The organism is Peptoclostridium litorale DSM 5388, assembly GCF_900141635.1.
Taxonomy (GTDB): domain Bacteria; phylum Bacillota; class Clostridia; order Peptostreptococcales; family Peptostreptococcaceae; genus Peptoclostridium; species Peptoclostridium litorale.
Window position 1 is genome coordinate 157,169 of record NZ_FSRH01000004.1, and the last position, 22,834, is coordinate 180,002.

Consider the following 22,834-nt stretch of genomic DNA (forward strand, 5'->3'; position numbering starts at 1 on the left):
GTATTGATAGATTGGAGAAAATGCCATATAATATGCATATTGGCAGGGGATTAAAAAAGGTAGAAGGTGATTTCCTTGGAAAGGGTTATTTCAAGTAATTGTAGTCAATCTATAAAAAGCATATGCCCGTGCAGAGGCAGGGAGAACATAGGTAATTTCATGGGCTTTATACAGCCTTATCCGGGGGAGAAAATACTGCTTGTAGGAGATGTTTCTCACTACGGAAAATATCTCAAAAAAGCTGGGGCGGATGTAATAATATTTGAAAACGCCCAAGAAGACCACATGTCTGCTATTGTAAAGAACTGCAACTGCAGCATAGTCGACGGGAACATAGAGCATATGCCGTTCAGAGAGGATTTGTTTGACAAGATAATATTTTTAAATCATTTCAACAGTTTTGAAAATGAAAAAAAAGTGTTAAGGGAAATATATAGGGTATTAAAAATAGATGGAAAGCTTATAATTGAAGAAAAAGACCCAAAGAGCATACTCATGAAGCTGTTTATGGTTACAAAAAAGATTTTGGGGTTCAAGTGCATTTTCTATTACCCTCATGAAATTCAAAAGCGATTTGAACAAATAGGCCTTGCAGGCGCTTTCAAGTATGTCGAAAAAAACAAATATATATATATTGGAAAAAAACTCAATTGAAGACTAGAATTTTTCTAGTCTTTTTTACGTACATGGAGGTGGAAGATGAAAATAAACTATCAGATTGTTGCAGCTATAATACTATTTATAATACTCGGGACAATTCAGCATACATTAAATAATATACTGCTTCATTTGAAGGATATAAAAAACATTTTGACTGGAATAAATACAAAGGACAGATGATATGGTGGATTTAAACTGCATAAAAAAAGATATTCAAAATATTGCCCATGCAATATCATCAGCGCTTAAAATCGACGTCACCATAGTTGATGAGAACCTTGTCAGGATTGCAGGCACAGGAAGCTATGTAAAGAATATAGGCGAGCAGATAAGCGATTTGTCTGCATTTGGGATAGCAAGACATACAGGCGAAAGCTTTATAATAGAAAACCCCAGAATTGACGACATATGCAAGCAGTGCAGCATGAAGGGAGAATGCAGCGAATGGGGGGAAGTGTGCTGTCCTATAATGCTGGGAGAGCACGCAGTTGGGGTGATAGGCCTTATAGCATTTGACGAAGAGCAAAAGGGCAGAATGGTTGAGAATAAAAAGCAGCTTCTCGACTTTGTAAACAGGATGTCGGAGCTTATATCAAGCAAGCTCAAGGCCGAAAAAAAGACAGTGGAGCTTAAGGTAGAGGCCAAAAGGCTTCAAACCCTTCTCAACAATATGGACAAGGCGGTTGTCTCAGTCGATTCAAAGGGAAAGATAGACAGGTGGAATCAAAAATTCATCCATGCATTCAAACTCGATGATGGCATAGAGGGAAAGAGCATATTTGACATTCTTGACTTCATAAAAATTGACGAGATACTGGACATAAGGGAGAGGCAAAGGAGCACCAATTTCATATATAAAAAAGGTATGTACTCATTCAGAGGTATATACAATATAAACCCTATAATACTCGAGGACAATGTAGAAGGCTTTGTATTTGACTTCTTGGACACAAGGTCCATAATAAAGGACTTTAACGAGATAGCTACATTCGAAGACAATATAACATTCGACGATATAGTTGGAAACAGCAGGGAGATTCAAAGGGTAAAGGAAAAGGCTAAAATAGCGTCGGTATCTTCATCTACAATACTGATAACTGGGGATAGCGGAACGGGAAAGGAATTGTTTGCACGCTCCATACACAACAGCAGCCTTAGAAGGGGTTATCCGTTTATCGCCATAAACTGTGCGGCTATTCCGGAGGCTCTTTTGGAAAGCGAGCTCTTCGGATATGAGGAGGGGGCATTTACAGGCGCGAAAAAAGGCGGTAAAATGGGCAAATTCGAACTTGCCGACAAGGGGACTATTTTTCTAGACGAAATTGGGGATATGAGCCTTCACCTTCAGGCAAAGCTTCTAAGGGTCCTTCAGGAGAGAAAAATAGAGAAAATAGGATCTGACTATAATATACCTGTGGATGTCAGGATAATAGCGGCCACAAACAAGGATCTTGGGAGAATGGTAAAGCTTGGAGAGTTCAGGGACGACCTGTACTACAGGCTCAATGTAATTCCTATAAATGTACCCTCTCTTGAGGACAGGAAAGAGGACGTGCCGTTGCTGGTTGAAAACATAATAAATGAGTGCTCGGAGAAGCTTCTCAAAAATGTAAGAGGAATTGAACCCGACGCACTCGAAGTGATATGTGAATACAGCTGGCCTGGAAATGTAAGGGAGCTTCAAAATGTCATAGAGTACAGCGTAAATATGAATACATCTGGAAAGATAGCTCTTGAAGACATTCCGGAAAGGATACTCTCAGGCGGAACGGACGAGTACGGTGAAGGTGAAAAGCGCGCGAATCGTGAAGAAATAAGGCCGCTTGCGAAGATGGAAAAAGATGAGATAATCAAGGCGCTTGACAGGTTCGAGCAGTACAAGTCAGGCAAGGAAAAGGCGGCAAAGGCACTTGGAATTTCAAGGGCAACACTTTACAGGAAAATAAAGGAGTACGGCATATAAAGTATGCTGTGAAAATTTTCTATAATTAAGTCTCAAAATGATACAAAGTATCGTTTTGAGACTTTTTTGTGTTGTTTTGAGAAAAAAATGAATGTATATTTGAAAATGATTTGAAAAGTCGAAAAAAACACAAGTCTAAAAATAAAACATAATATCATGTAAGTATTGGAATACAATATGTGTTGGGATGGATTCTAAATACATATAAATTTTATGGCTTGCAATGGTTAAACTGGCCCGATAATTGCTCTTATATACAATATCATAATATTGCTGGGATGCGATTATTGGAGGGATTAATATGAAGGATGTTTTGATACAGCTTTTAAAATCTGAGGTAAAACCGGCGCTCGGGTGCACAGAGCCTGGAGCGGTTGCGCTTGCAGTTGCCAGGGCGAGAGAGGTCCTAGGGCATGAGTGCAAGGAGTGCAGCATAGAGGTGAGTGCGAACATATATAAAAATGGAATGGGAGTTGGAATTCCGGGAAGCAACGGCAAGGTCGGACTTGAAATAGCTGCTGCAATGGGGCTTTTGGGCGGAGATTCGGGTCTTGGGCTTGATGTTTTGGAAAGTGTGAAAGAAACCCAATTAGATGAGGCGCAAAGACTTGTAGACGAAGGATTCATAAACATTTCTCCGCTTAAAGAAGGGGACAGGATATTTACAAGGGTTGTTCTAAAAAGTGAATACGGTACATCGGAGGCTGTAATAAGCACAAAGCACGACAATTTCATACTTATCAAAAAGGATGACGAGACTATTTTGAACACTTGCATGAGTAATGCAGCAGGCTCTGCATCAGAAGGAGAAGAGAGCCCTGTAGTGTCACTGAGCATAAGGCAGCTAATAGAGACAGTGGAGAAGTTTGAGCTTAAGGAGATAGAATTCCTTATTGAGGGAATAAGCATGAACAAGAAGATGGCGGAAAAGGGTCTTTATCAAAAGCTTGGAGCGGGTGTTGGATATAGCCTTAAAAAGGCAATTGAAGATGGATTCATATCAGCTGACCTTATAAACATGTCTATGATGGTAACTGCGGCTGCATCCGATGCCAGAATGTCGGGAGTGAAAATGTCTGTTATGAGCTCGAATGGAAGCGGTAATCACGGCCTTACGGCAATACTTCCGATAGCTGTTTATAATGACAAGTATCCTCAGAGTGATGACAGGCTTGCAAAGGCCCTTGCAATAAGCCATCTTGTAATATCTTATGTGAAAAATTACACGGGAAGGCTTTCTGCTGTATGCGGATGCGGAGTTGCGGCATCGGTGGGATCGGCAGCTGCTATAACATGGCTTATGGGTCTTGGATATGACGGGGTTGAAGGTGCTATAAACAACATGATTGCAAACCTCAGCGGAATGGTATGCGACGGAGCTAAGGCGGGTTGTGCATACAAGCTTTCAAGCGCGGCAGCTGCAGCAATGCAAAGTGCAATAAATGTGAAATACGGCTCGATTGTTCCAAAGCTTAATGGAATAGTTGGAGAGACTGTAGAGCAGAGCATAAGGAACCTGGGAGAAGTCAGCGGCAGGGGCATGAGAATAACTGACGATGTCATAGTTGATGTTATGGACGGCATGAACAAAAATAAAGGGGTACTTGTATAGGACTTATTGACAAAATGGAAGTTTTAAATTAAAATTAACCTCATATAGGCTCTGTTGAATATATGCTTTTCAGCCGTATACTCAACAGAGTTTTTATTTGAGTGGAGCAATATAAAAGAATCCGTAGTGGAGGTAAGAAATGGATATAGAAAAAAGAAAATGGGAAATACTCTGTTCGAAGGAAGACATACAAAGCAGGGTAGAAGAACTTGGAAAGCAACTTACTAAAGATTATGAAGGTAAAAAGCTATATGTGATATCGCTTTTGAAAGGAAGCTTCATATTTGCATCTGACCTTGTGAGAAGCATAGACACTAAGGTTAAACTGGGCTTTATGACTACATCGAGCTACGGAGATGATTTTGAAAGCAGCGGCAAGGTTAAAATGTCTGGAATATCTGATGATATAGAAGGTTATGACATACTTGTGGTTGACGATATAACTGACTCGGGCCTTACTATGAAATGCGTTATGGAGAATCTTCAGGGAAAAAATCCTGCAAGCGTAAAGTCTTGTGTGCTTTTGGACAAGCCTAGCAGAAGGCAGGTAGACCTAAAGCCTGACTATGTAGGTTTTACAATAGAGGACAAATTTGTGGTTGGATACGGTCTTAACTATGGAGACTACTACAGAAATGTTCCTTACGTTTTTGCAGTTACAGACGAAGAGATGTAATAGTGTGCAAATACATAACCTGCAATAAATAGATAAAGAGCTGGAATTTCAATTCGGCATGAATTGAAATTCCAGCTCTTTATTATTGATTAAAGGTCTGATTCGAAGTTATTATCCTCTGAGGTCGTCCATAAGCTGTGTCTTTTCAGAAGTCTTTTCATCCTTCATCTTTATTACCTTTGCAGGTGATCCGGCAACAACGCTTCCCTCAGGAACGTCTTTTGTAACTATTGCTCCGGCAGCAACTACTGCGCCTTTTCCAACTTTAACGCCTTCAAGTATTACGGCGTTTGCACCTATCATTACGTCATCTTCAACTATTACAGGAGTGGCTGAAGGCGGCTCAAGAACACCGGCAACGACTGTTCCAGCCCCAACGTGAACGTTCTTTCCTATCATGGCTCTAGCTCCAAGTACGGCGTTCATGTCTATCATAGAACCTTCGCCTATTTCAGAACCTATGTTTATAACCGCACCCATCATTACTACAACTTTGTCGGCTATTGAAACCATGTCTCTTATTATAGCGCCAGGCTCTATTCTAGCAGAAGAGCTAAGCTTGTTGAACATAGGTATTGCAGAATTTCTTCTGTCATGCTCCATGTGATAGTCGCTTATGCTGGCTTCGTTTTCTGAAAGGATTACCTTTACATCTTCATAGTCGCCAACAAGTATGAATGAACCGTCATTTCCAAACACCTTAAGCTCGCTGTATTTTTCCTTTAGAGCATAAGCGTCAAAGTCTGCGTTCATGTATACCTTTACAGGCGTCTTCTTTTTAACTTCTTTGATGTACTTTGCAATTTCATATGCATCTGTCATTTTCTTCATAAAAATTAAAACCTCCATTTATACTTTGAATAAATCTATGATTTGAATAAATCTTGCATGTTGTAATAGCCGCTAGATTTTCCACTCATGAACTGAGCGGCCTTTAGGGCGCCTTCGGCAAATATTTTCTTTGAAAGTGCCATGTGGTTTACTTCCACAATTTCGTCCTTGCCGGCAAAAATCGCAGTATGTTCCCCAACTATTGTGCCACCTCTCACTGCGTGTATGCCTATCTCTTTTTCATTACGCTTACAGTCGTTACCGTATCTTCCATAGTTCATCTGCATCGAATTTTCAAGAGCCTCATTGATTGCATTAGCAATCATTATAGCAGTTCCGCTAGGCGCGTCAACTTTTTCATTATGGTGCTTTTCAACTATTTCAATGTCAAACTCTGAAAGGGCCTTTGCAGCCTGGCTCACAAGGCTGAGCATAAGATTCACTCCAAGGGACATGTTGTATGAATGGAAAACAGCTATGTCCTTTGAAGCGTCGTTTATCATCTGGAGTTCGTCATCTGAATATCCGGTAGTCGCTAGAACAAGAGCGCAGCCTTTTTCCTTGCAGTAGCCTACAAGTTCTGGAAGGGCTTCGGGTCTTGAAAAGTCAACAACCGCATCTACAGGACCTTCTATGTCAGACACAGAGCTGTAAAGCCACTCAGGCTTTTCTGAAAGGTTTTCGGCACCCTTGTCGACAGCTCCGGCAAGTGAAATTCCGGGGTTATCTTCCACGGATTGGATAAGGACCTTGCCCATTTTTCCGAGGGCTCCATTTATTATTACATTAAGCATTAGAGTCCTCCTTATTATTTAACTTCAAAACCGTAGTTTTTAAGCTCTTTTTTAAGTACTTCAAGGTTTGAAGGCTCCATCTCGCAAAGAGGAAGCCTAAGCTCGCCAACGTCAAAGCCTAAAACGTTAAGAGCCGTCTTCACAGGTATAGGATTCACCTCTATGAAAAGCGCGTCTATAAGGGATTTCATGTCAAGCTGAAGCTTTGTAGAAGCCTTAACATCGCCTTCAAGGTATTTCATTACCATGTCGTGAGTGTCTTTTGGACATATGTTTGCAACCACTGATATTACTCCTATGCCTCCAAGTGAAAGTATAGGCACTATCTGGTCGTCGTTGCCTGAGTATATAGCAAAGTCTTCAGGAACTATGCTTGCAAGTTTTGCTATTTGAGATATGTCTCCAGAAGCCTCTTTCATGGCAACTATGTTTTTAACTTTTGAAAGTTCAAGTGCTGTCTTAGGAAGTATGTTTACGCCTGTTCTTCCTGGAACGTTGTAAAGTATTATAGGTATGTCAACACTTTCAGCTATTGCTTTGTAGTGTATTATAAGGCCCTTTTGAGTAGCCTTGTTGTAATAAGGAGTGACTAGCAAAAGTCCGTCCGCGCCCAGTCTTTCAGCTTCCTGGCTCAGCTCTATTGCATGGTGAGTGTCGTTAGAGCCAGTTCCCGCTATTACAGGAACCCTTTTGTTTACCTTGTCTATGACGCATTTTATCGCTGCAAGATGGTCATTGTCATTCATTGTTGAAGCTTCGCCTGTAGTACCTGCAACAACTATGGCGTCAGTTCCTTCTTTTATCTGCCAGTCTACAAGTTCCTCAAGCTTTGCAAAATCAACTTTTCCGTCTTTAAAAGGTGTAACTATGGCAACTCCAGAACCTTTGAATATCATATGCTATCATCCTTTCGAAATTAAATTAGATTGTACTGAATCAGCAGTTCGGCAATTTGAACTGTGTTTGTAGCAGCGCCTTTTCTTATATTGTCGGCTACTACCCAAAGATTAAGACCGTTTTCAAGGCTGAAATCCCTTCTTATTCTTCCTACGTAGACTTCATCTTTGCCTGCAGCATCTATTGCAAGAGGGTACTTGTTGTTTGCAAGGTCATCTACTACGACAACTCCCTGCGCATTTTCAAGTATTTCACGAACCTTGTCAAGCTCAAATGGATTTTTGAATTCTACGTTTACAGATTCGCTGTGTCCGTTTAAAACGGGAACCCTTACAGCTGTTGCAGTTATTCTTAGTGAATCGTCTCCGAGAATTTTTTGTGTTTCAAGAACCATTTTCATCTCTTCCTTAGTGTATCCGTTTTCAAGGAATACATCTATGTGAGGGAGGCAGTTGTATGCTATAGGGTGAGGATAAAGTTCGTTTTTGTTGCCCTTTATACCCTCTTCTAAGTCTTTTATTCCCTTAACGCCAGAGCCTGAAACAGCCTGATAAGTAGAATAAACTATTCTCTTTATTCCAAAGGCGTCATGAAGAGGCTTAAGAGCAACTACGGCCTGTATTGTAGAGCAGTTAGGATTGGCTATTATTCCGTTGTGCTTCTTGACGTCTTCAGGGTTCACCTCAGGAACAACAAGAGGGACATTCTCGTCCATTCTCCACGCGCTGCTGTTATCTATTACTATTACGCCATTTTCCTTTGCTATAGGCGCGTATTTTTCGCTTATAGAGCCGCCTGCAGAGAAAAGTGCTATATCTATGTCTTTATCGAAAGAATTTTCATTCAACTCTTCGACTTCCCATTCCTGCCCTTGGAAATTAATCTTATTTCCTGCAGATTTTTTTGAAGCCATAGGGTATAATTTATCTACAGGAAAATTTCTTTCCTCTAATACCTTCAAGAACGTTCTTCCAACGTTGCCGGTAACTCCGACAATTGCTACATTTAGTTTTTTCATTGTGATACCCCCCATTAAGTCTAAAGTTTATACAATATTAACACTAAACATGAATATATTCAACAATTTAACGCGTGAAAGAAAATATTTTTACATAGAGGTGATTTTATATGAAGTTTGGCGATTTAAGGGAAGATGTAAAGGAGCTTTTTGAGACGGTTTCAGAACACAGAAAAAAGCTGAGCTCAATTGCGGAGATTGGGCTTCGCGAATATGAGACTTCAAAATACATAAAGTCTGTTTTAGAAGGACTGAATGTCGAGTACGACGAGCTCATGGAGACTTCTGTGACTGGCGTTATAAATGGAAGCAAAGGGGAAAAGACTATTGCATTTAGGGCAGACATTGACGGGCTCAATACGGGTGATGGAACCGTAAAACACCTTTGCGGACATGACGGGCATATGAGCGTCCTACTAGGGCTTATAGAATATGTGGTAAAAAAGAGAGAAAGCCTTGCCGATAATATTGTATTTGTATTCCAGCCAGCAGAAGAAGCTCCGGGCGGGGCAAAGCCACTTCTGGAAAAAGGTCTTGTTGAAAAATACGGCATAGACGAGATATTCGGGCTTCACATGTATCCTGAAATAGAGGAAGGGTATGCAGGGGTAAGACCCATGCACTTTCTTTCGGGCGCTGGAGAGGTCGACATCGACATAATAGGAAAGAGCGGACACGGAGCCATGCCTCAGGATGCAAACGACTCAGTTGTAATAGCGGCAAACTATATAGTGGCGCTCCAAAGCATAATATCAAGGAACATAAGGCCTCTTGACGAGGGTGTGCTTACAATAGGAAAGATCGAAGGCGGAAGCAGGAGGAACATAATAAGCGGGAATGTAAGGCTTGAGGGAACCATAAGGGCTTTCAAGGAAAATGTGTATGAAAAGATAAAGAGCAGGATAAGGGAGATTTCGAAGGGATTCGAGCAGACATACGGATGCAGTGTGGAGGTTGAGATAAGAGACGACTACCCGCCTGTATATAATGACCAGAGACTGTTTGAGGAGTTTAAAAACGCCGTTGGCGAAGAGAATATAAAAATTCTAGAGCCGCTTATGATAGCAGAAGACTTTTCGTACTATCAAAGAAGTATTCCGGGTCTGTTTTTCATGCTGGGATCAAGGAACGAGGAGAAGGGATTTACAAAGAGCCTTCACAATACAGGATTCGACATGGACGAAAGAGCCCTTTTATATGGAATAGAATTTTATGCTAGGCTTTTGGACTATAAAGGGGTGATTATTTAACATAATGAAAAAAGTTATGGCTTCAAACATGGTATTTTTGCTGCTTTCGCTGGTGTTCGTGACCATGGGGGGCGAGTTTCAAAGGGACGACTTAAACAGAGGCATAGTTCTCACTGAGATTTTGATAGTACTTCTGCCAGCAGTGGTATTTGCGAACATTTACAAGGATTCTACAGCCAAGCTGTTTTTGAAAATCAGAAAATTCAAGCCATCTACGCTGTTTAAGGCCGTAGGAATCACCCTTTTGACATATCCAATAGCTGTGTTTGGAAATGTAGTTGTGATAACCATACTCAGCATGTTCAAGCAGCCTGATATTCCACAGGTTCCAATAGCATCTGATCTTTCGCAGTATATCCTCTATATAGCTATCATCGGAATACTTCCAGGAATATGCGAGGAAATCCTATTTCGCGGCTTTTTCCTCAGCATGAACAGAGAACTTGGGATAAGAAACTCCATCCTTTTCACAGGATTTTTATTTGCACTTTTTCACTACAACATATATAATTTTGCAGGGCCCCTAATTCTCGGGGTTGTATTTGGATATGTAACTGTCATTACAAAATCCATATGGCCCGCTGTGATATGCCACGCACTCAACAATTCCATAGCGTCGACCCTAGGGTTTTGGGCGCTTAAAAACTCGGGAGACTCTGCTCAAAACACCCAGGAAATGCTGGATAAAATACCATATGCGTACGTACTCTTAATTCAAGTCGCATTTTTAGCGGGTATTGCCATGATTTGCCTTGCGCTCCTTAAAAAGCTTATGGAAAGCCTGGCGAGGGACTATGGCATGGACGCCATAATACAAGGCGAGGAAAAAAGCCTTGTGCCATTTGGGGACGTAATGGCTTTTATGCCTGTGATTGTGTGCATTATGCTATATCTGTATATCACATCAGTAATAATTTAGGCATTAAAATTTTGGATTTTGGAGGACTGTATGGACTGCTACGGAGAATTTGCAAATATTTACGATGAGCTTATGGGGGATGTCGACTACGAAATGTGGTCGGACTACATTGAAGCACTCATAAATGAGTTTTCTGGAATAGATGTGGAAAACATACTCGAGCTTGCATGCGGCACCGGGAATATAACCATTCCAATGGCGCAAAAGGGATACTCTGTCACAGGGATGGACATTTCCGAAGACATGCTTTGCATTGCAAAGGGCAAACTGGAAGGGAAAAGGCTCGAAATAAGCCTTGTTCAATCGGATATGAAAGACTTTGAGTACGATGCTGTGAGAGCCCAGTGCGTAATATGCGCATGTGATGGATTCAACTATATAACAGATGAAAACTCTCTAGGCTCTATTTTTGAAAAGGTATACAATATGCTTCCAAAAGGCGGAACGTTCATATTCGACATAAGCTCCAGCCATAAGCTTAAAAATATAATATCACAGTCCACATTCACCCATGTTGACGAGGATACGGCGTATATATGGGAAAACTATTATGACGAGGACTTAAAAACGGTTGATATGGAGCTTACATTTTTTGTGAGGGAGAATAGTGGCCTTTACAGGAGATTTGACGAACTGCACGTTCAAAGGGTATATGAAAATGAGGAAATTTTAAAAATGCTTCAAAGCGCAGGATTCAAATGCTCAAAAGCACTGTCTGAATTCAGCTTTGAAGAGGACAATGGAATGTCCGAGAGAGTGTTTTTTGCAGCTGTCAAGTAGGGCATGCGAGGTATAAACCTGTCGGACGCCTTACGCTTTGGGACTGATTGAATCTCATTCCGATCTATAGAATGATCTGTAAACAAAGGAAAAAGCATAAGAATAACACTATAATATAAAGTGGCAAAATAACAACTATAAGTAAAGAGGAATTTGAAGGGAGAAATAATCAATGAGTAATTATGTAATAAGAACATCGGCGGCAGACAACAATATAAGGGGATTTTTCGCGGTTACAACTGAAATGGTTGAAAAGGCGAGAACTATACATGAAGCGTCTCCGGTTGCAACTGCAGCCCTTGGAAGGGTTATAACTGCGGCAAGCATAATGGGCCTTATGATGAAGGGCGACAAGGACAAGCTGACTCTTCAGGTCATGGGAGGAGGCCCGGCTGGTTCTGTAGTTGCGGTTTCGAATTCAAAAGGTATGGTAAAGGGCTATATATCAAACCCTTCTGTGGATGTTCCGCTTAAAGAAGACGGAAAGCTCGATGTCGGCGGAGCTGTTGGAATAGACGGAAAGATAAGCGTTATGAGGGACCTCGGCATGAAAGAGCCCTATATAGGACAGAACGATCTTTTCAACGGTGAGATTGCGCAGGATCTTACTCATTACTATGCGTATTCGGAGCAGCAGCCTTCTGCTGTATCTCTTGGAGTGCTTATAGAAAAAGACTCTTCCGTAAAGGCTGCGGGAGGATTCATAGTCCAGCTTATGCCTGATGCAGACGAAGAGATCGTGTCGAGACTTGAGCAAAACCTTGTATCCATGAAAAACATAACGGCTTTAATAGAAGATGGAAATATGCCTGAAGATATAATGAACATGGTATTTGACGGACTAAGCCCTAAAGTGCTTCAAAAGGATGAGGTCGACTTTGAATGCGATTGCAGCAGGGAGAAGTTTGAAAAGGCTCTTGTGACAATAGGAGAGGAAGATTTCGACAAGCTTATAAACGAAGACAACGGAGCGGAGCTTGTATGCCATTTTTGCAATTCCAAGTACAACTTCACAAGGGAAGATCTTGAAGAGCTTAAGAAAAATATGTAGAGGGTGATTTTATGGCTGGGCCTTTGAGATATGAAATTACTACAAAAGACAAGATAGGAATGACTCTTTCAATACTCACTGCGCTTTATAATAAAAAGGTCAATATAAACTCACTTGAGGTATTTCCTAAAAAGGTATGCATAAGAATAGACGACATATCAGGTATCCAAAAGCATGAAGTTGAAAAGGATATAATGGAAATAGACGGGGTAATAGGAATAAAGACTATACAGCTGCTTTCATACGAGGAAAATGAAAGAAGGCTTATTGCAATGATAGATGCTGTTGCAGAGGGAATAATAGCCGTGAATAAGAATCTTGAAGTCGAGATATTCAACAGATACTGCGAGAATCTCTTTGGAATAAAAAAGGAAGAGGTTCTTGGAACTGACGTGAGGGATCTTATAACTGAAAATGCGCCCATAGTGAACCTTCTGGATACGGGAGAAAAATACGACAACCTGGAATTTAAAATGGATTTTAAAAACGGGCATCTCCACTACCTTACGACGGGAAGGCCAATACTTGGCGATAACGGGGAGATACTTGGAGCCGTAGCGTCAATTGAAGATATTGAAAAGGCCATAGAGCTTGCCAACATAGTGTCTGTTACAGACCAAGGAGCATTCAAGGAAGTTGTCGGAAACAGCAGGGCCATAGAGCGAGTTAAAAAAATTGCAGCAACAGTTGCAAGGAGCAATTCCACAATACTCCTTAGAGGAGAAAGCGGTACAGGCAAGGAAGTTTTTGCAAGGGCAATACACAATTTGAGTGACAGAAATTCGTTTGACTTCATAGCGATCAACTGTGCGGCTCTTCCCGAGAGCCTTCTTGAAAGCGAGCTTTTCGGATATGAAAAGGGAAGCTTTACAGGAGCTCTTGCTACGGGAAAGGACGGCCTCTTTATAAAGGCAAGCGGAAGCACTCTTTTTCTGGATGAGATAGGAGAGCTTTCAATGCCCCTTCAGGCAAAGCTCCTAAGGGTGCTGCAGGAGGGCAAGATAAGAAGGATAGGCTCAGGTAGTGAAGAAAGCGTGGATGTGAGGATAATAGCGGCTACGAACAAGAATCTCGAGGATATGATAAAAAATGGGAGTTTCAGGGAAGACCTCTATTATAGGCTCAATGTGATACCAATATATATACCCCCTCTCAGCGAGAGAAAAGAGGACATAGGACTCTTGGCGAAATTCTTTATGGACAAGCTGGGGAGAAAAATAGGAAAGCGGGTAGACGGCTTTGAAATAGGCTTTTTAAACGGGCTTATGGACTATGACTGGCCGGGCAATGTCAGAGAACTTGAAAATGTAATAGAAAGGGCTATCAACCTTTGCGAGGGAAAACTCCTGACTCGTGATCACCTTATAATAGATTTTGAAAAGGATTTAAAGAGGATTGAGAGAATATCCAGGTTTGAAGAGGACATGAGCCTTGCACAAGTGGTGGAAATTTGCGAAAAGCAGGCTATAATTGAAGCCTTAAAGAAAAGCGGCAGCATAAGAAAAGCTGCAAGGGGCCTTGGGGTTTCCCACACGACAATAATGAACAAGATTAAGAAATACAATATACAATGGCAATAAAAATTTCCAGGCGGCAAATAATATTGCCGGAAAACAAAAGGAATGGCACGTAATCGTGCCATTCCTTTTTGCGTATTTATTCATAGTATATAAAGTGAATTACAATACAGTATGAGGCAAGAGTGAAAACGTTGTCATGCCAGTAGTTTGAATAGTCAAAAAAATGTAATCATAAAAAAACAGATTGACTTAAAAAGTGGCATGAAAATTGCTCTATATTATAAATAATAGTGAGATTAATATATTTTAATATGGTTAAAGACATGCATTTATGTGTAATAAAACAATAGCTAAAAAATAATTTGGGAGGTAATAAGATGAACAGCGAAAAAATTATGAAAATGGGTTTTGGAACAAAGACTATACATGCGGGACACCAAAAGGATCCGGTATCAGGAGCATTATGTACTCCTATATTCCAAACCTCAACATTCGTATTTGACTCTGCTGAGCAGGGCGGAAGAAGATTTGCCCTTGAAGAGCCGGGATATATATACTCAAGACTTGGAAATCCAACAAACACACAGCTTGAAGATAAAATAGCACTTCTTGAAGGCGGGGAAGCTGCAATGTCAACTGCATCGGGAATGGGAGCAATATCTGCATCTCTTTGGAGCGCTCTTAAGGCTGGAGACCACATGATAGCTTCGGACACTCTTTACGGATGCACTTTCGCTCTTTTAAACCACGGGCTTACAAGATTTGGAGTGGATGTTGAATTTGTTGACGCTGGTAATCCAGAAAACATAAGAAAGGCCATGAGACCTAACACTAAGGTTGTCTATCTTGAAACACCTGCAAACCCAACGCTAAAGGTTATAGACATAAAGGCAATATCGGACATAGCTCATGAAAATGAAGAGTGCATGGTAATGGTTGACAACACTTTCTGTACTCCGTATCTTCAAAGACCGATAGAGTTTGGTGCAGACGTGGTTCTTCATTCTGCTACAAAATACCTTAATGGACACGGAGATGTTATAGCAGGTTTTGCAGTAGGAAAGCAAGAATTTATAAACCAGGTAAGGCTATTTGGAGTGAAGGATATGACAGGAGCGGTTCTTAGCCCGTTTGATGCTTATCTTCTTCAAAGAGGAATGAAGACTCTTGAAGTGAGAATGGACAGGCATTGCGCTAACGCAATGGAAGTTGCGAAATTCCTAGAGTCTCACCCTGCAATAGAAGAGGTTTACTATCCAGGACTTGAAAGCCATCCGCAGTACGAGCTTGCTAAAAAGCAGATGAGTCTTCCAGGAGCTATGATAGCATTCGAGCTAAAAGGCGGAGTGGAAGAGGGAAGAAAGCTCATGAACAGCGTTGAGCTTTGCACTCTTGCAGTTAGCCTTGGAGATACTGAAACCCTAATACAGCACCCGGCTTCAATGACTCACTCTCCATATGAGCCAGAAGAAAGACTTGCTGCAGGAATATCAGACGGCCTTGTAAGGCTTTCTGTAGGGCTTGAAAATCCAGAAGACATAATAGGCGATCTTAAGCAGTCTCTTGACATGCTTGTAAAGAAGCCAGTAGACATGCTTGTAGAATAATACTTTTGAAATATAAAACTCAATGTCCAAAAATAAAAAATGCAAAGCCACAAATTTGTGGCTTTGCATTTTTTATTTTTGGAAGAAGAATTGTTCAAGCTGAAAATAAGATATGTCAAGGAATTATATAAATGTGGAATGATGTTGAGCCTTGGGAAAAGGCATGTAGCGGGCTGATTCATGCCTGAGATATTGTTGTATCTTAACGAGACTGGATATTACCGGGATTCATATAGGTTTGTGGCAGTAAATTTGGGTATAAGCTATAAGTGTTTGAATAGAATTTAAGTGAAAGCGTTTTTCTGGTATAATTAAAGTATAAATTATGTAATTAGAGAGGATAATCCAAATTGAATCTGAATTTCAAATTAAACTTAGAGCAAACCCAAAAGTTAATAATAACCCAGCAGCTCAAGCAATCGCTTGCAATACTCAATATGAACATGAACGAGCTTGAAATTGAGATAACAAAAGAAGGCCAGGAAAATCCTGTGATGGAGATTGAAAAAAAAGATCCTATAGACTGGGAAAAATACATTGAATCCATGAAAAGAAATTCAAGAAAAGAGCAGTATAGCTCTGCAGTAGACAATTCAGATGAAAAGACCAATTTTGAAAACATGATAAGATATGAAGAGAGCATGTATGACTATCTCAAATCCCAGATAAGCTGCATTTTAAGAAAACAGGAAGACCAGGCTGTAGCTGAATATATAATTGATTCAATGGACAGTGACGGCTACTTCAGAGAGAGTATAGAAAACATTTCAAAAACTCTAAAAATAAGCACTGAAAAGGCAAAAGACATGCTCAGGGTCATACAAACATTGGATCCGGCTGGAATAGGGGCAACAAGCCTTGAGGAATGCCTTTGCATACAGCTGCGGGAAAAGGGAATAAATGACCCTGTGCTGGAGTCCATAGTGAGAGAGAACCTTTCTATGATAGCATCTAAAAAGTACAAGGACATATGTAAAAAATACAAAATAGACATGGAGACTGTCGGCAGGTACTGCGCGGCGATAAGGTCACTTGAACCAAAGCCCGGAATGATTTTTGAATCTTCAAATGAAAAATATGTATCTCCCGATGTCATAGCTGAAAATATTGACGGGAAGTTTGTGATGCGATTAAATGAGACGAGCATCCCCAAAATAACAATAAGTGATTTCTACCAGAATCTGCTTTTAAACACCCAGGATGAAGAGGCCAAGGAGTATATAAAGCAAAAACTGAATTCTGCGGCAAACCTGATGAAAAACATAGAAAGCAGAAAGTCGACCATACTAAAGGTTGCACAGGAGATACTGAACAGGCAGATTGAATTTTTTGAAAAAGGGGTTAACTATTTAAAACCCATGATACTCAAGGACATAGCCCAGGAACTTGAATTCCATGAATCAACAATAAGCAGGGCTGTAAATGGAAAATACATGCTTACCCCCTACGGGCTTTTTGAACTGAAATTTTTCTTCAGCGGATCTCCAAGCTGCGAAGACGTTGCGGCAAACAGTATAAAGAGCATAATAAAAGATATAATAGACGACGAAAACAAGAAAAAGCCTTACAGTGACCAGAAAATATGTGCCATACTAGACCAAAAGGGGATAAGTGTCTCCAGAAGGACAGTTGCAAAATACAGGGATGAAATGGGCATACTCTCGTCGTCGCAAAGAAAAGAGCTGTAAAAATCCGCTTTGAAAGTGGATTTTTTTTTGCAATTATATATAGAATATGTAATTTGAATTGAAAAAGTTGTATGTCTGATATAGAATAAGTATGTGAAATAAATGCGTTTGAAAAAATAATAGTATCCCATATTTAAAATATTCCAATAGGGGTGTAAGGGGAGGTTACATAATGTTAAACAAAAAGACAATCGAAAATGTAAACGTAAAGGGAAAAAAGGTTCTTGTAAGATGCGACTTCAATGTTCCGCTTTCAGGAGAAAAGATAACAGACGAGAGCAGACTCATAGGAGCGCTTCCTACAATAGAATATCTTATAAAAAACGGGGCGAAGGTTATACTTTGTTCTCACCTTGGAAAACCTAAGGGAGAGCCAAAGCCAGAACTTTCACTTCTTCCAGTTGCAAAGAGGCTTTCACAGCTTTTGGGAAAAGACGTCCATTTTGCAGCAGATGACAATGTTGTCGGAGAAAATGCGAAGAAGGCAGTAGAGGATATGAAAGGCGGAGATGTGGTTCTTCTCCAAAACACAAGATACAGAAAAGAAGAGACTAAAAATGAAACGGGGTATTCAAGGGAACTTGCATCACTTGCGGACATATTCGTAAATGACGCATTTGGAACAGCTCACAGGGCGCACTGCTCTACGGTAGGAGTTACAAAATTCATAGATCAGAGCGTTTGTGGATACCTTATACAAAAAGAGCTTGAATTCCTTGGAAGCGCCGTTGAAAACCCTAAGAGACCTTTTGCAGCAATACTTGGGGGAGCAAAGGTTTCAGACAAGTTGAATGTAATAAATAACCTGCTTGAAAAGGTGGACACTCTTATAATCGGAGGGGGAATGGCATATACATTCCTTAAGGCGAAGGGTCTTGGAATAGGAAATTCACTTCTTGAAGAAGACAAAATAGACTATGCGAAAGAAATGTTTGAAAAGGCCGACAAAAAGGGTATAAAACTTCTTGTGCCTGTTGACTTCAGAGCGGCAGACAAGTTCTCGGAAGATGAAAAGGCCCAGCTCTTCAGCGGAAGCGTTCCAGATGGGAAAATGGCTCTTGACATAGGACCTGAGACTGAAAAACTGTTTGCGAACGCTATAAAAGAGTCAAAGACAGTTGTTTGGAACGGACCTATGGGAGTATTTGAATTTGAAGAGTTTGCAAGTGGAACAAGGGCTGTCGCAAAGGCTATGGCAGATGCAGACGCTGTAACTGTAATAGGCGGAGGAGATAGTGCTGCTGCTGTAAACCAGATGGGATATGGGGAGAAGATGACTCACATATCTACTGGCGGAGGAGCAAGTCTTGAATTCCTAGAGGGCAAGGAGCTTCCAGGAATAGCTGCGCTCGATGATAAATAGGAGGTGAAATGCTTGAGGATACCAATAATAGCAGGCAACTGGAAGATGAATAAAACTATAAAGGAAGCAGTTGCATTCATAGAAGAGATAAAGCCACAGATCGAGGGAACTGATGTAGAGGTGATCCTTTGCGCTCCATTCATACTCCTTAAGGACATGAAGGAGGTTTCAAAGGGGAGCAACATCAAAATAGGGGCCCAGAACATGCACTTTGAGGAAAGTGGAGCCTATACTGGAGAGGTGTCAGTGCTCAACCTCAAGGAAATAGGAATGGACTACGTGATAATAGGACATTCTGAAAGAAGACAGTATTTTGGAGAGACCGACGAGAATGTAAACAAGAAGGTTAAAAAAGCCCTTGAATATGACATAAACCCAATAGTATGCGTAGGGGAAACACTTGAGGAAAGACAGGCTGAAAAGACAAGGGACAAGGTCAAGCTGCAGGTTGAAAAGGCGATTGAGGGACTGACTCATGAGCAAGCTTCGCGCATCGTTGTGGCATACGAGCCTATATGGGCCATAGGCACAGGAATGGCAGCTACAAGCAGTGATGCAAACGAAGTTATAGAGTACATAAGGCAAACGCTTGAGAGCATATATTCGAGTGAGACTGCGGAAAAAATAAGAGTGCAGTATGGCGGAAGCGTTAAGCCTCAAAATGTTGAAGAGATAATGAATGAGCCGGACATAGACGGAGCCCTTGTAGGAGGAGCAAGTCTTGACCCTCAAAGTTTCGTGAAACTAGTTAATTTTTAAGCGGGAGCTGATATATTTGAAAAACCAGGTAGCCCTTATAATACTTGACGGGTTTGGAATAAACGAAGACGAGTACGGCAATGCCGTAAAGCTTGCCAGCATGCCTAATTTCAAAAGATACGTAAACGAGTGGCCAACTTCCCAAATTTCCGCAAGTGGAATGGATGTAGGACTTCCAGACGGCCAGATGGGAAATTCGGAGGTCGGGCATCTCAACATAGGAGCTGGAAGAATAGTATACCAGGAGCTTACTAGGATAACAAAGGAAATAGAAAGCGGCGATATACTCAAAAATAAGGCGATTTCAAACGCCATAGAAAACGCAAGCAAAAACGGCAGAAAGCTTCATTTAATGGGCCTACTTTCGGATGGCGGAGTGCACAGCCACATAGAGCATTTAAAGGGGCTTTTGGACATGTGTAAGTCCAAGGGGCTTTTTGACGTATATGTACATGCATTTTTAGACGGAAGGGACACCCCTCCTCAAAGCGCAATATCATATATAGAAGAACTTGAAGGGTATATGAATGAAAGCGGCGTAGGAAGGATTTCCACGGTATCGGGAAGATACTATGCCATGGACAGGGACAATAGATGGGAAAGAGTCAAGCTTGCATACGATGCAATGGTGAATGGAAAGGGCAATACGGCATATTCAGCTGTTGAGGCTGTAAAGGCTTCATATGAAAGCGGTGTGAATGACGAGTTCGTAATTCCCACTGTGATACTGAATGACAGCAAGCCTGTTGCATCGCTTGAGCAGGGAGACTCGGCAGTGTTTTTCAATTTCAGACCTGACAGGGGAAGACAGCTTACAAGGGCCTTGGTAGATGATGCATTTGAAGGCTTTGAAAGAAGCAAGATAGATACCATGTTTGTGACTATGACGCAATACGATTCAACTATAGAAAACGTGGAAGTGGCATACAGGCCGCAGGTTCTTGAAAATACAATGGGCGAATACCTGAGCAAAAACGGCAAAAGCCAGCTTAGAATGGCCGAAACCGAAAAGTACGCCCACGTTACGTTCTTTTTCAACGGAGGCGTAGAAAAGCCTTATGAAGGAGAGGACAGGGTGCTCGTATCGTCTCCGAAGGTTGCAACATACGACATGCAGCCGGAAATGTCTGCATATGAAGTGGCTGAAAAGTTTGAAATAGCAGTTGATGAAAAGGACTACGACTTCATTGTTCTCAATTTTGCAAACCCCGACATGGTTGGACATACTGGAAATATCGAGGCAGTGGTAAGAGCTCTAGAGTCGGTTGACGAATGCCTTGGAAGGGTTGTAGACAAGGTCTTATCCAAGGGAGGCGCTGCCATAATAACGGCAGACCATGGGAACTCCGAGTACATGATCGACAAGGAGACAGGACAGCCTTTTACTGCCCACACTACAAACAAGGTGCCTTTTGTGATAGCTGGAAGAGAATGCGTGGAGATTAAAGAAGGCGGAAGGCTTTGCGACATAGCACCCACGGTGCTTGGGCTCATGGGGCTTGAAAAGCCAAATGAGATGACCGGCGAGAGCCTTGTAAAGCAAAAATGCCTGGTTCAAAACTAATATAATATTAATGCCGTGGAGAAAAATGCTTGCTTTTTTCTCCGCGGATAGTATACAAAAAATAATCAAATATCAGGAGGAATGAAAATGTACATAGAAGAGGTTTACGCAAGAGAGATACTTGACTCAAGAGGAAATCCAACAGTGGAGGTTGAAGTTGCGCTTGAAAGCGGAATAGTGGGAAGAGCGGCTGTTCCATCTGGAGCTTCTACAGGAGCGTTTGAGGCGGTTGAACTTAGAGACGGCGACAAGGGCAGATATCTTGGAAAAGGTGTTCTAAAGGCCGTTGAAAACGTAAATGACATAATAGCAGACGAGATAATAGGAATGAATGCGCTTGACCAGGTTGGAATAGACAAAAAGCTTATGGAGCTCGACGGAACGCCAAACAAGGCGAAGCTTGGAGCAAACGCGACTCTTGGAGTTTCAATAGCTGTTGCGAAGGCTGCCGCTGAAGAGCTTGGAATGGATCTTTTCCAATATCTTGGCGGAGTAAATGCAAAGAAACTTCCTGTTCCTATGATGAACATAATAAATGGAGGAAAGCACGCTGACAACAACGTGGACCTTCAGGAGTTCATGATAATGCCTGTTGGAGCTGATTCTTTTAAAGAGGCTCTTAGAATGTGTGCAGAGGTTTACCATGCGCTTAGAGGAACTCTAAAGGGCAAAGGATACAATACTGCAATAGGAGACGAGGGTGGATTTGCTCCAGACCTTAAGTCTAACGAAGAGGCTATACAGGTTATAATGGAGGCAATAGAAGCGGCTGGATACAAGGCCAAGGAAGACATAATGATAGCTATGGACCCTGCAGCTACAGAGGTTTACAAAGACGGAAAATACCATCTTGAAGGAGAGGGAAAAGTTCTTTCTTCAGCTGAAATGGTTGACTTTTATGAAAACCTTGTAAACAAGTACCCTGTAATATCAATAGAAGACGCTCTTGCGGAAGAAGACTGGGATGGATGGAAGCTTCTTACTGAAAGACTTGGAGACAGAGTTCAGCTTGTTGGAGACGACCTTTTCGTAACTAACACTGAAAGACTTTCAAAGGGAATAAAAATGGGAGTTGCAAACTCTATACTTATAAAGCCAAACCAAATAGGAACTATAACAGAGACTCTTGACGCTATTGAAATGGCAAAGACTGCAGGATATACTGCAGTTATATCTCACCGTTCAGGAGAAACTGAAGATACTACGATAGCAGACCTTGTCGTGGGAATAAACACAGGACAGATAAAGACTGGTGCGCCTGCAAGAACAGACAGGGTTGCAAAATACAACCAGCTTTTAAGAATAGAAGACATAATAGGAGACAGCGCTCAGTATCCTAAGATGGATGCCTTTTACAACGTTAAGAACAAATAATCGTATTTGCGAAAATTGAGAATATTCACAGGCACAAAAATATTAAATTGTGCATATGTATGTTGAAATGCAGAAAAAACAGCGGGGAAAGCGCTTGCTTTCCCCGAAAAAAAGGCTTTTCAGTTTAATGCTTTATCGCGTGAAAAAGTCAGAAAAATCACACCTTGAAAAAGAAACAAAGTACGACTTCGATTAGTGGAGTTTTTGCTTGATTTGTTAATATCCATGTGTTAAAATATGTTTGTTGATTTTAAGGAGGAGGTGTGGGGTATATGAGAACTTTTCTGATGGTAGTACAGCTTATAGTTAGCTTGGTACTCATAGTGAGCGTATTGCTTCAGTCGGGCAAGAGTGCTGGACTTTCGGGTTCCATAGCCGGAGGAGCAGAGCAGATGATGGGAACAAAGGCAAGGGGCATGGATGCTGTGTTTTCAAAAATCACTTCTGTTTGCGCAATAATGTTTATAGCGGTAGCATTGGCACTAGTTGCTATACAATAAAAAACCTG

General features: G+C 41.2%; 21 protein-coding genes. 17 read left to right on the forward strand and 4 right to left on the reverse strand.

Annotated features, from left to right (window positions below):
* Positions 1–75: 75 nt before the first annotated feature.
* The 5 genes from BUQ87_RS05245 to hpt all read left to right on the forward strand — a co-directional run bounded on the left by BUQ87_RS05245 (position 76) and on the right by hpt (position 4,911).
* Complete coding sequence (locus BUQ87_RS05245) at positions 76–654, forward strand: class I SAM-dependent methyltransferase (RefSeq protein ID WP_052636010.1); 579 nt, start codon at positions 76–78, stop codon at positions 652–654.
* Positions 655–699: 45 nt separating this feature from the next.
* On the forward strand, positions 700–840 hold the full coding sequence (locus BUQ87_RS15400; RefSeq protein WP_169738182.1) for a hypothetical protein: 141 nt from the start codon (positions 700–702) through the stop codon (positions 838–840).
* Between the two features lies 1 nt (position 841).
* A complete protein-coding gene (locus BUQ87_RS05250) occupies positions 842–2,623 on the forward strand; it encodes a sigma-54 interaction domain-containing protein (RefSeq protein WP_038263398.1) in 1,782 nt (593 codons plus the stop codon).
* A 301-nt stretch (positions 2,624–2,924) separates the two neighbouring features.
* Positions 2,925–4,235, forward strand: coding sequence for an L-cysteine desulfidase family protein (locus BUQ87_RS05255; RefSeq protein WP_038263401.1), 1,311 nt, complete (start codon positions 2,925–2,927; stop codon positions 4,233–4,235).
* Positions 4,236–4,374: 139 nt separating this feature from the next.
* Positions 4,375–4,911, forward strand: a complete 537-nt coding sequence (gene hpt / locus BUQ87_RS05260; protein ID WP_038263405.1) for a hypoxanthine phosphoribosyltransferase — start codon at positions 4,375–4,377, stop codon at positions 4,909–4,911.
* A 111-nt stretch (positions 4,912–5,022) separates the two neighbouring features.
* Here the strand turns inward: hpt and dapD are convergent, their stop codons facing one another.
* From dapD to BUQ87_RS05280, 4 genes are read right to left on the reverse strand one after another with little or no spacing between them, the layout of a single operon-like run.
* A complete protein-coding gene (gene dapD, locus BUQ87_RS05265; RefSeq protein ID WP_143182402.1) occupies positions 5,023–5,742 on the reverse strand; it encodes a 2,3,4,5-tetrahydropyridine-2,6-dicarboxylate N-acetyltransferase in 720 nt (239 codons plus the stop codon).
* Positions 5,743–5,777: 35 nt separating this feature from the next.
* The gene (gene dapB / locus BUQ87_RS05270; protein ID WP_038263408.1) at positions 5,778–6,536 is read right to left on the reverse strand and encodes a 4-hydroxy-tetrahydrodipicolinate reductase; all 759 of its coding nucleotides are present in this window, start codon (positions 6,534–6,536) and stop codon (positions 5,778–5,780) included.
* A 14-nt stretch (positions 6,537–6,550) separates the two neighbouring features.
* On the reverse strand, positions 6,551–7,432 hold the full coding sequence (gene dapA, locus BUQ87_RS05275; RefSeq protein ID WP_038263410.1) for a 4-hydroxy-tetrahydrodipicolinate synthase: 882 nt from the start codon (positions 7,430–7,432) through the stop codon (positions 6,551–6,553).
* Between the two features lie 20 nt (positions 7,433–7,452).
* Positions 7,453–8,451 (reverse strand): aspartate-semialdehyde dehydrogenase, encoded by a 999-nt coding sequence (locus tag BUQ87_RS05280; RefSeq protein WP_038263411.1) that lies wholly within the window; start codon positions 8,449–8,451, stop codon positions 7,453–7,455.
* Positions 8,452–8,561: 110 nt separating this feature from the next.
* Between BUQ87_RS05280 and BUQ87_RS05285 the strand changes: the two genes are divergently transcribed.
* The 12 genes from BUQ87_RS05285 to secG all read left to right on the forward strand — a co-directional run bounded on the left by BUQ87_RS05285 (position 8,562) and on the right by secG (position 22,826).
* Positions 8,562–9,701: an amidohydrolase gene (locus BUQ87_RS05285; RefSeq protein WP_038263413.1), complete on the forward strand. Its 1,140-nt coding sequence runs from the start codon at positions 8,562–8,564 to the stop codon at positions 9,699–9,701.
* 4 nt (positions 9,702–9,705) lie between these two features.
* Positions 9,706–10,620, forward strand: coding sequence for a type II CAAX endopeptidase family protein (locus BUQ87_RS05290; RefSeq protein ID WP_038263416.1), 915 nt, complete (start codon positions 9,706–9,708; stop codon positions 10,618–10,620).
* Positions 10,621–10,650: 30 nt separating this feature from the next.
* Positions 10,651–11,400 carry a class I SAM-dependent DNA methyltransferase gene (locus tag BUQ87_RS05295; RefSeq protein ID WP_038263419.1) on the forward strand — a complete coding sequence of 250 codons (750 nt, stop codon included), beginning with the start codon at positions 10,651–10,653 and terminating at the stop codon, positions 11,398–11,400.
* A 172-nt stretch (positions 11,401–11,572) separates the two neighbouring features.
* Positions 11,573–12,451: an Hsp33 family molecular chaperone HslO gene (gene hslO / locus BUQ87_RS05300; RefSeq protein WP_038263422.1), complete on the forward strand. Its 879-nt coding sequence runs from the start codon at positions 11,573–11,575 to the stop codon at positions 12,449–12,451.
* A gap of 11 nt (positions 12,452–12,462) precedes the next feature.
* Complete coding sequence (locus BUQ87_RS05305) at positions 12,463–14,031, forward strand: sigma-54-dependent Fis family transcriptional regulator (RefSeq protein WP_038263425.1); 1,569 nt, start codon at positions 12,463–12,465, stop codon at positions 14,029–14,031.
* Positions 14,032–14,348: 317 nt separating this feature from the next.
* Positions 14,349–15,578 carry a methionine gamma-lyase gene (megL, locus tag BUQ87_RS05310; protein WP_038263428.1) on the forward strand — a complete coding sequence of 410 codons (1,230 nt, stop codon included), beginning with the start codon at positions 14,349–14,351 and terminating at the stop codon, positions 15,576–15,578.
* Positions 15,579–15,928: 350 nt separating this feature from the next.
* Positions 15,929–17,266 carry an RNA polymerase factor sigma-54 gene (rpoN, locus tag BUQ87_RS05315; RefSeq protein ID WP_038263430.1) on the forward strand — a complete coding sequence of 446 codons (1,338 nt, stop codon included), beginning with the start codon at positions 15,929–15,931 and terminating at the stop codon, positions 17,264–17,266.
* A 172-nt stretch (positions 17,267–17,438) separates the two neighbouring features.
* Complete coding sequence (locus BUQ87_RS05320; RefSeq protein WP_038263432.1) at positions 17,439–18,629, forward strand: phosphoglycerate kinase; 1,191 nt, start codon at positions 17,439–17,441, stop codon at positions 18,627–18,629.
* Between the two features lie 12 nt (positions 18,630–18,641).
* The gene (tpiA, locus tag BUQ87_RS05325) at positions 18,642–19,388 is read left to right on the forward strand and encodes a triose-phosphate isomerase (protein ID WP_038263435.1); all 747 of its coding nucleotides are present in this window, start codon (positions 18,642–18,644) and stop codon (positions 19,386–19,388) included.
* 16 nt (positions 19,389–19,404) lie between these two features.
* The gene (gene gpmI, locus BUQ87_RS05330) at positions 19,405–20,952 is read left to right on the forward strand and encodes a 2,3-bisphosphoglycerate-independent phosphoglycerate mutase (protein WP_038263438.1); all 1,548 of its coding nucleotides are present in this window, start codon (positions 19,405–19,407) and stop codon (positions 20,950–20,952) included.
* 87 nt (positions 20,953–21,039) lie between these two features.
* Positions 21,040–22,326, forward strand: coding sequence for a phosphopyruvate hydratase (eno, locus tag BUQ87_RS05335; protein WP_330391255.1), 1,287 nt, complete (start codon positions 21,040–21,042; stop codon positions 22,324–22,326).
* 272 nt (positions 22,327–22,598) lie between these two features.
* Positions 22,599–22,826, forward strand: a complete 228-nt coding sequence (secG, locus tag BUQ87_RS05340) for a preprotein translocase subunit SecG (RefSeq protein WP_038263444.1) — start codon at positions 22,599–22,601, stop codon at positions 22,824–22,826.
* Positions 22,827–22,834: the final 8 nt, after the last annotated feature.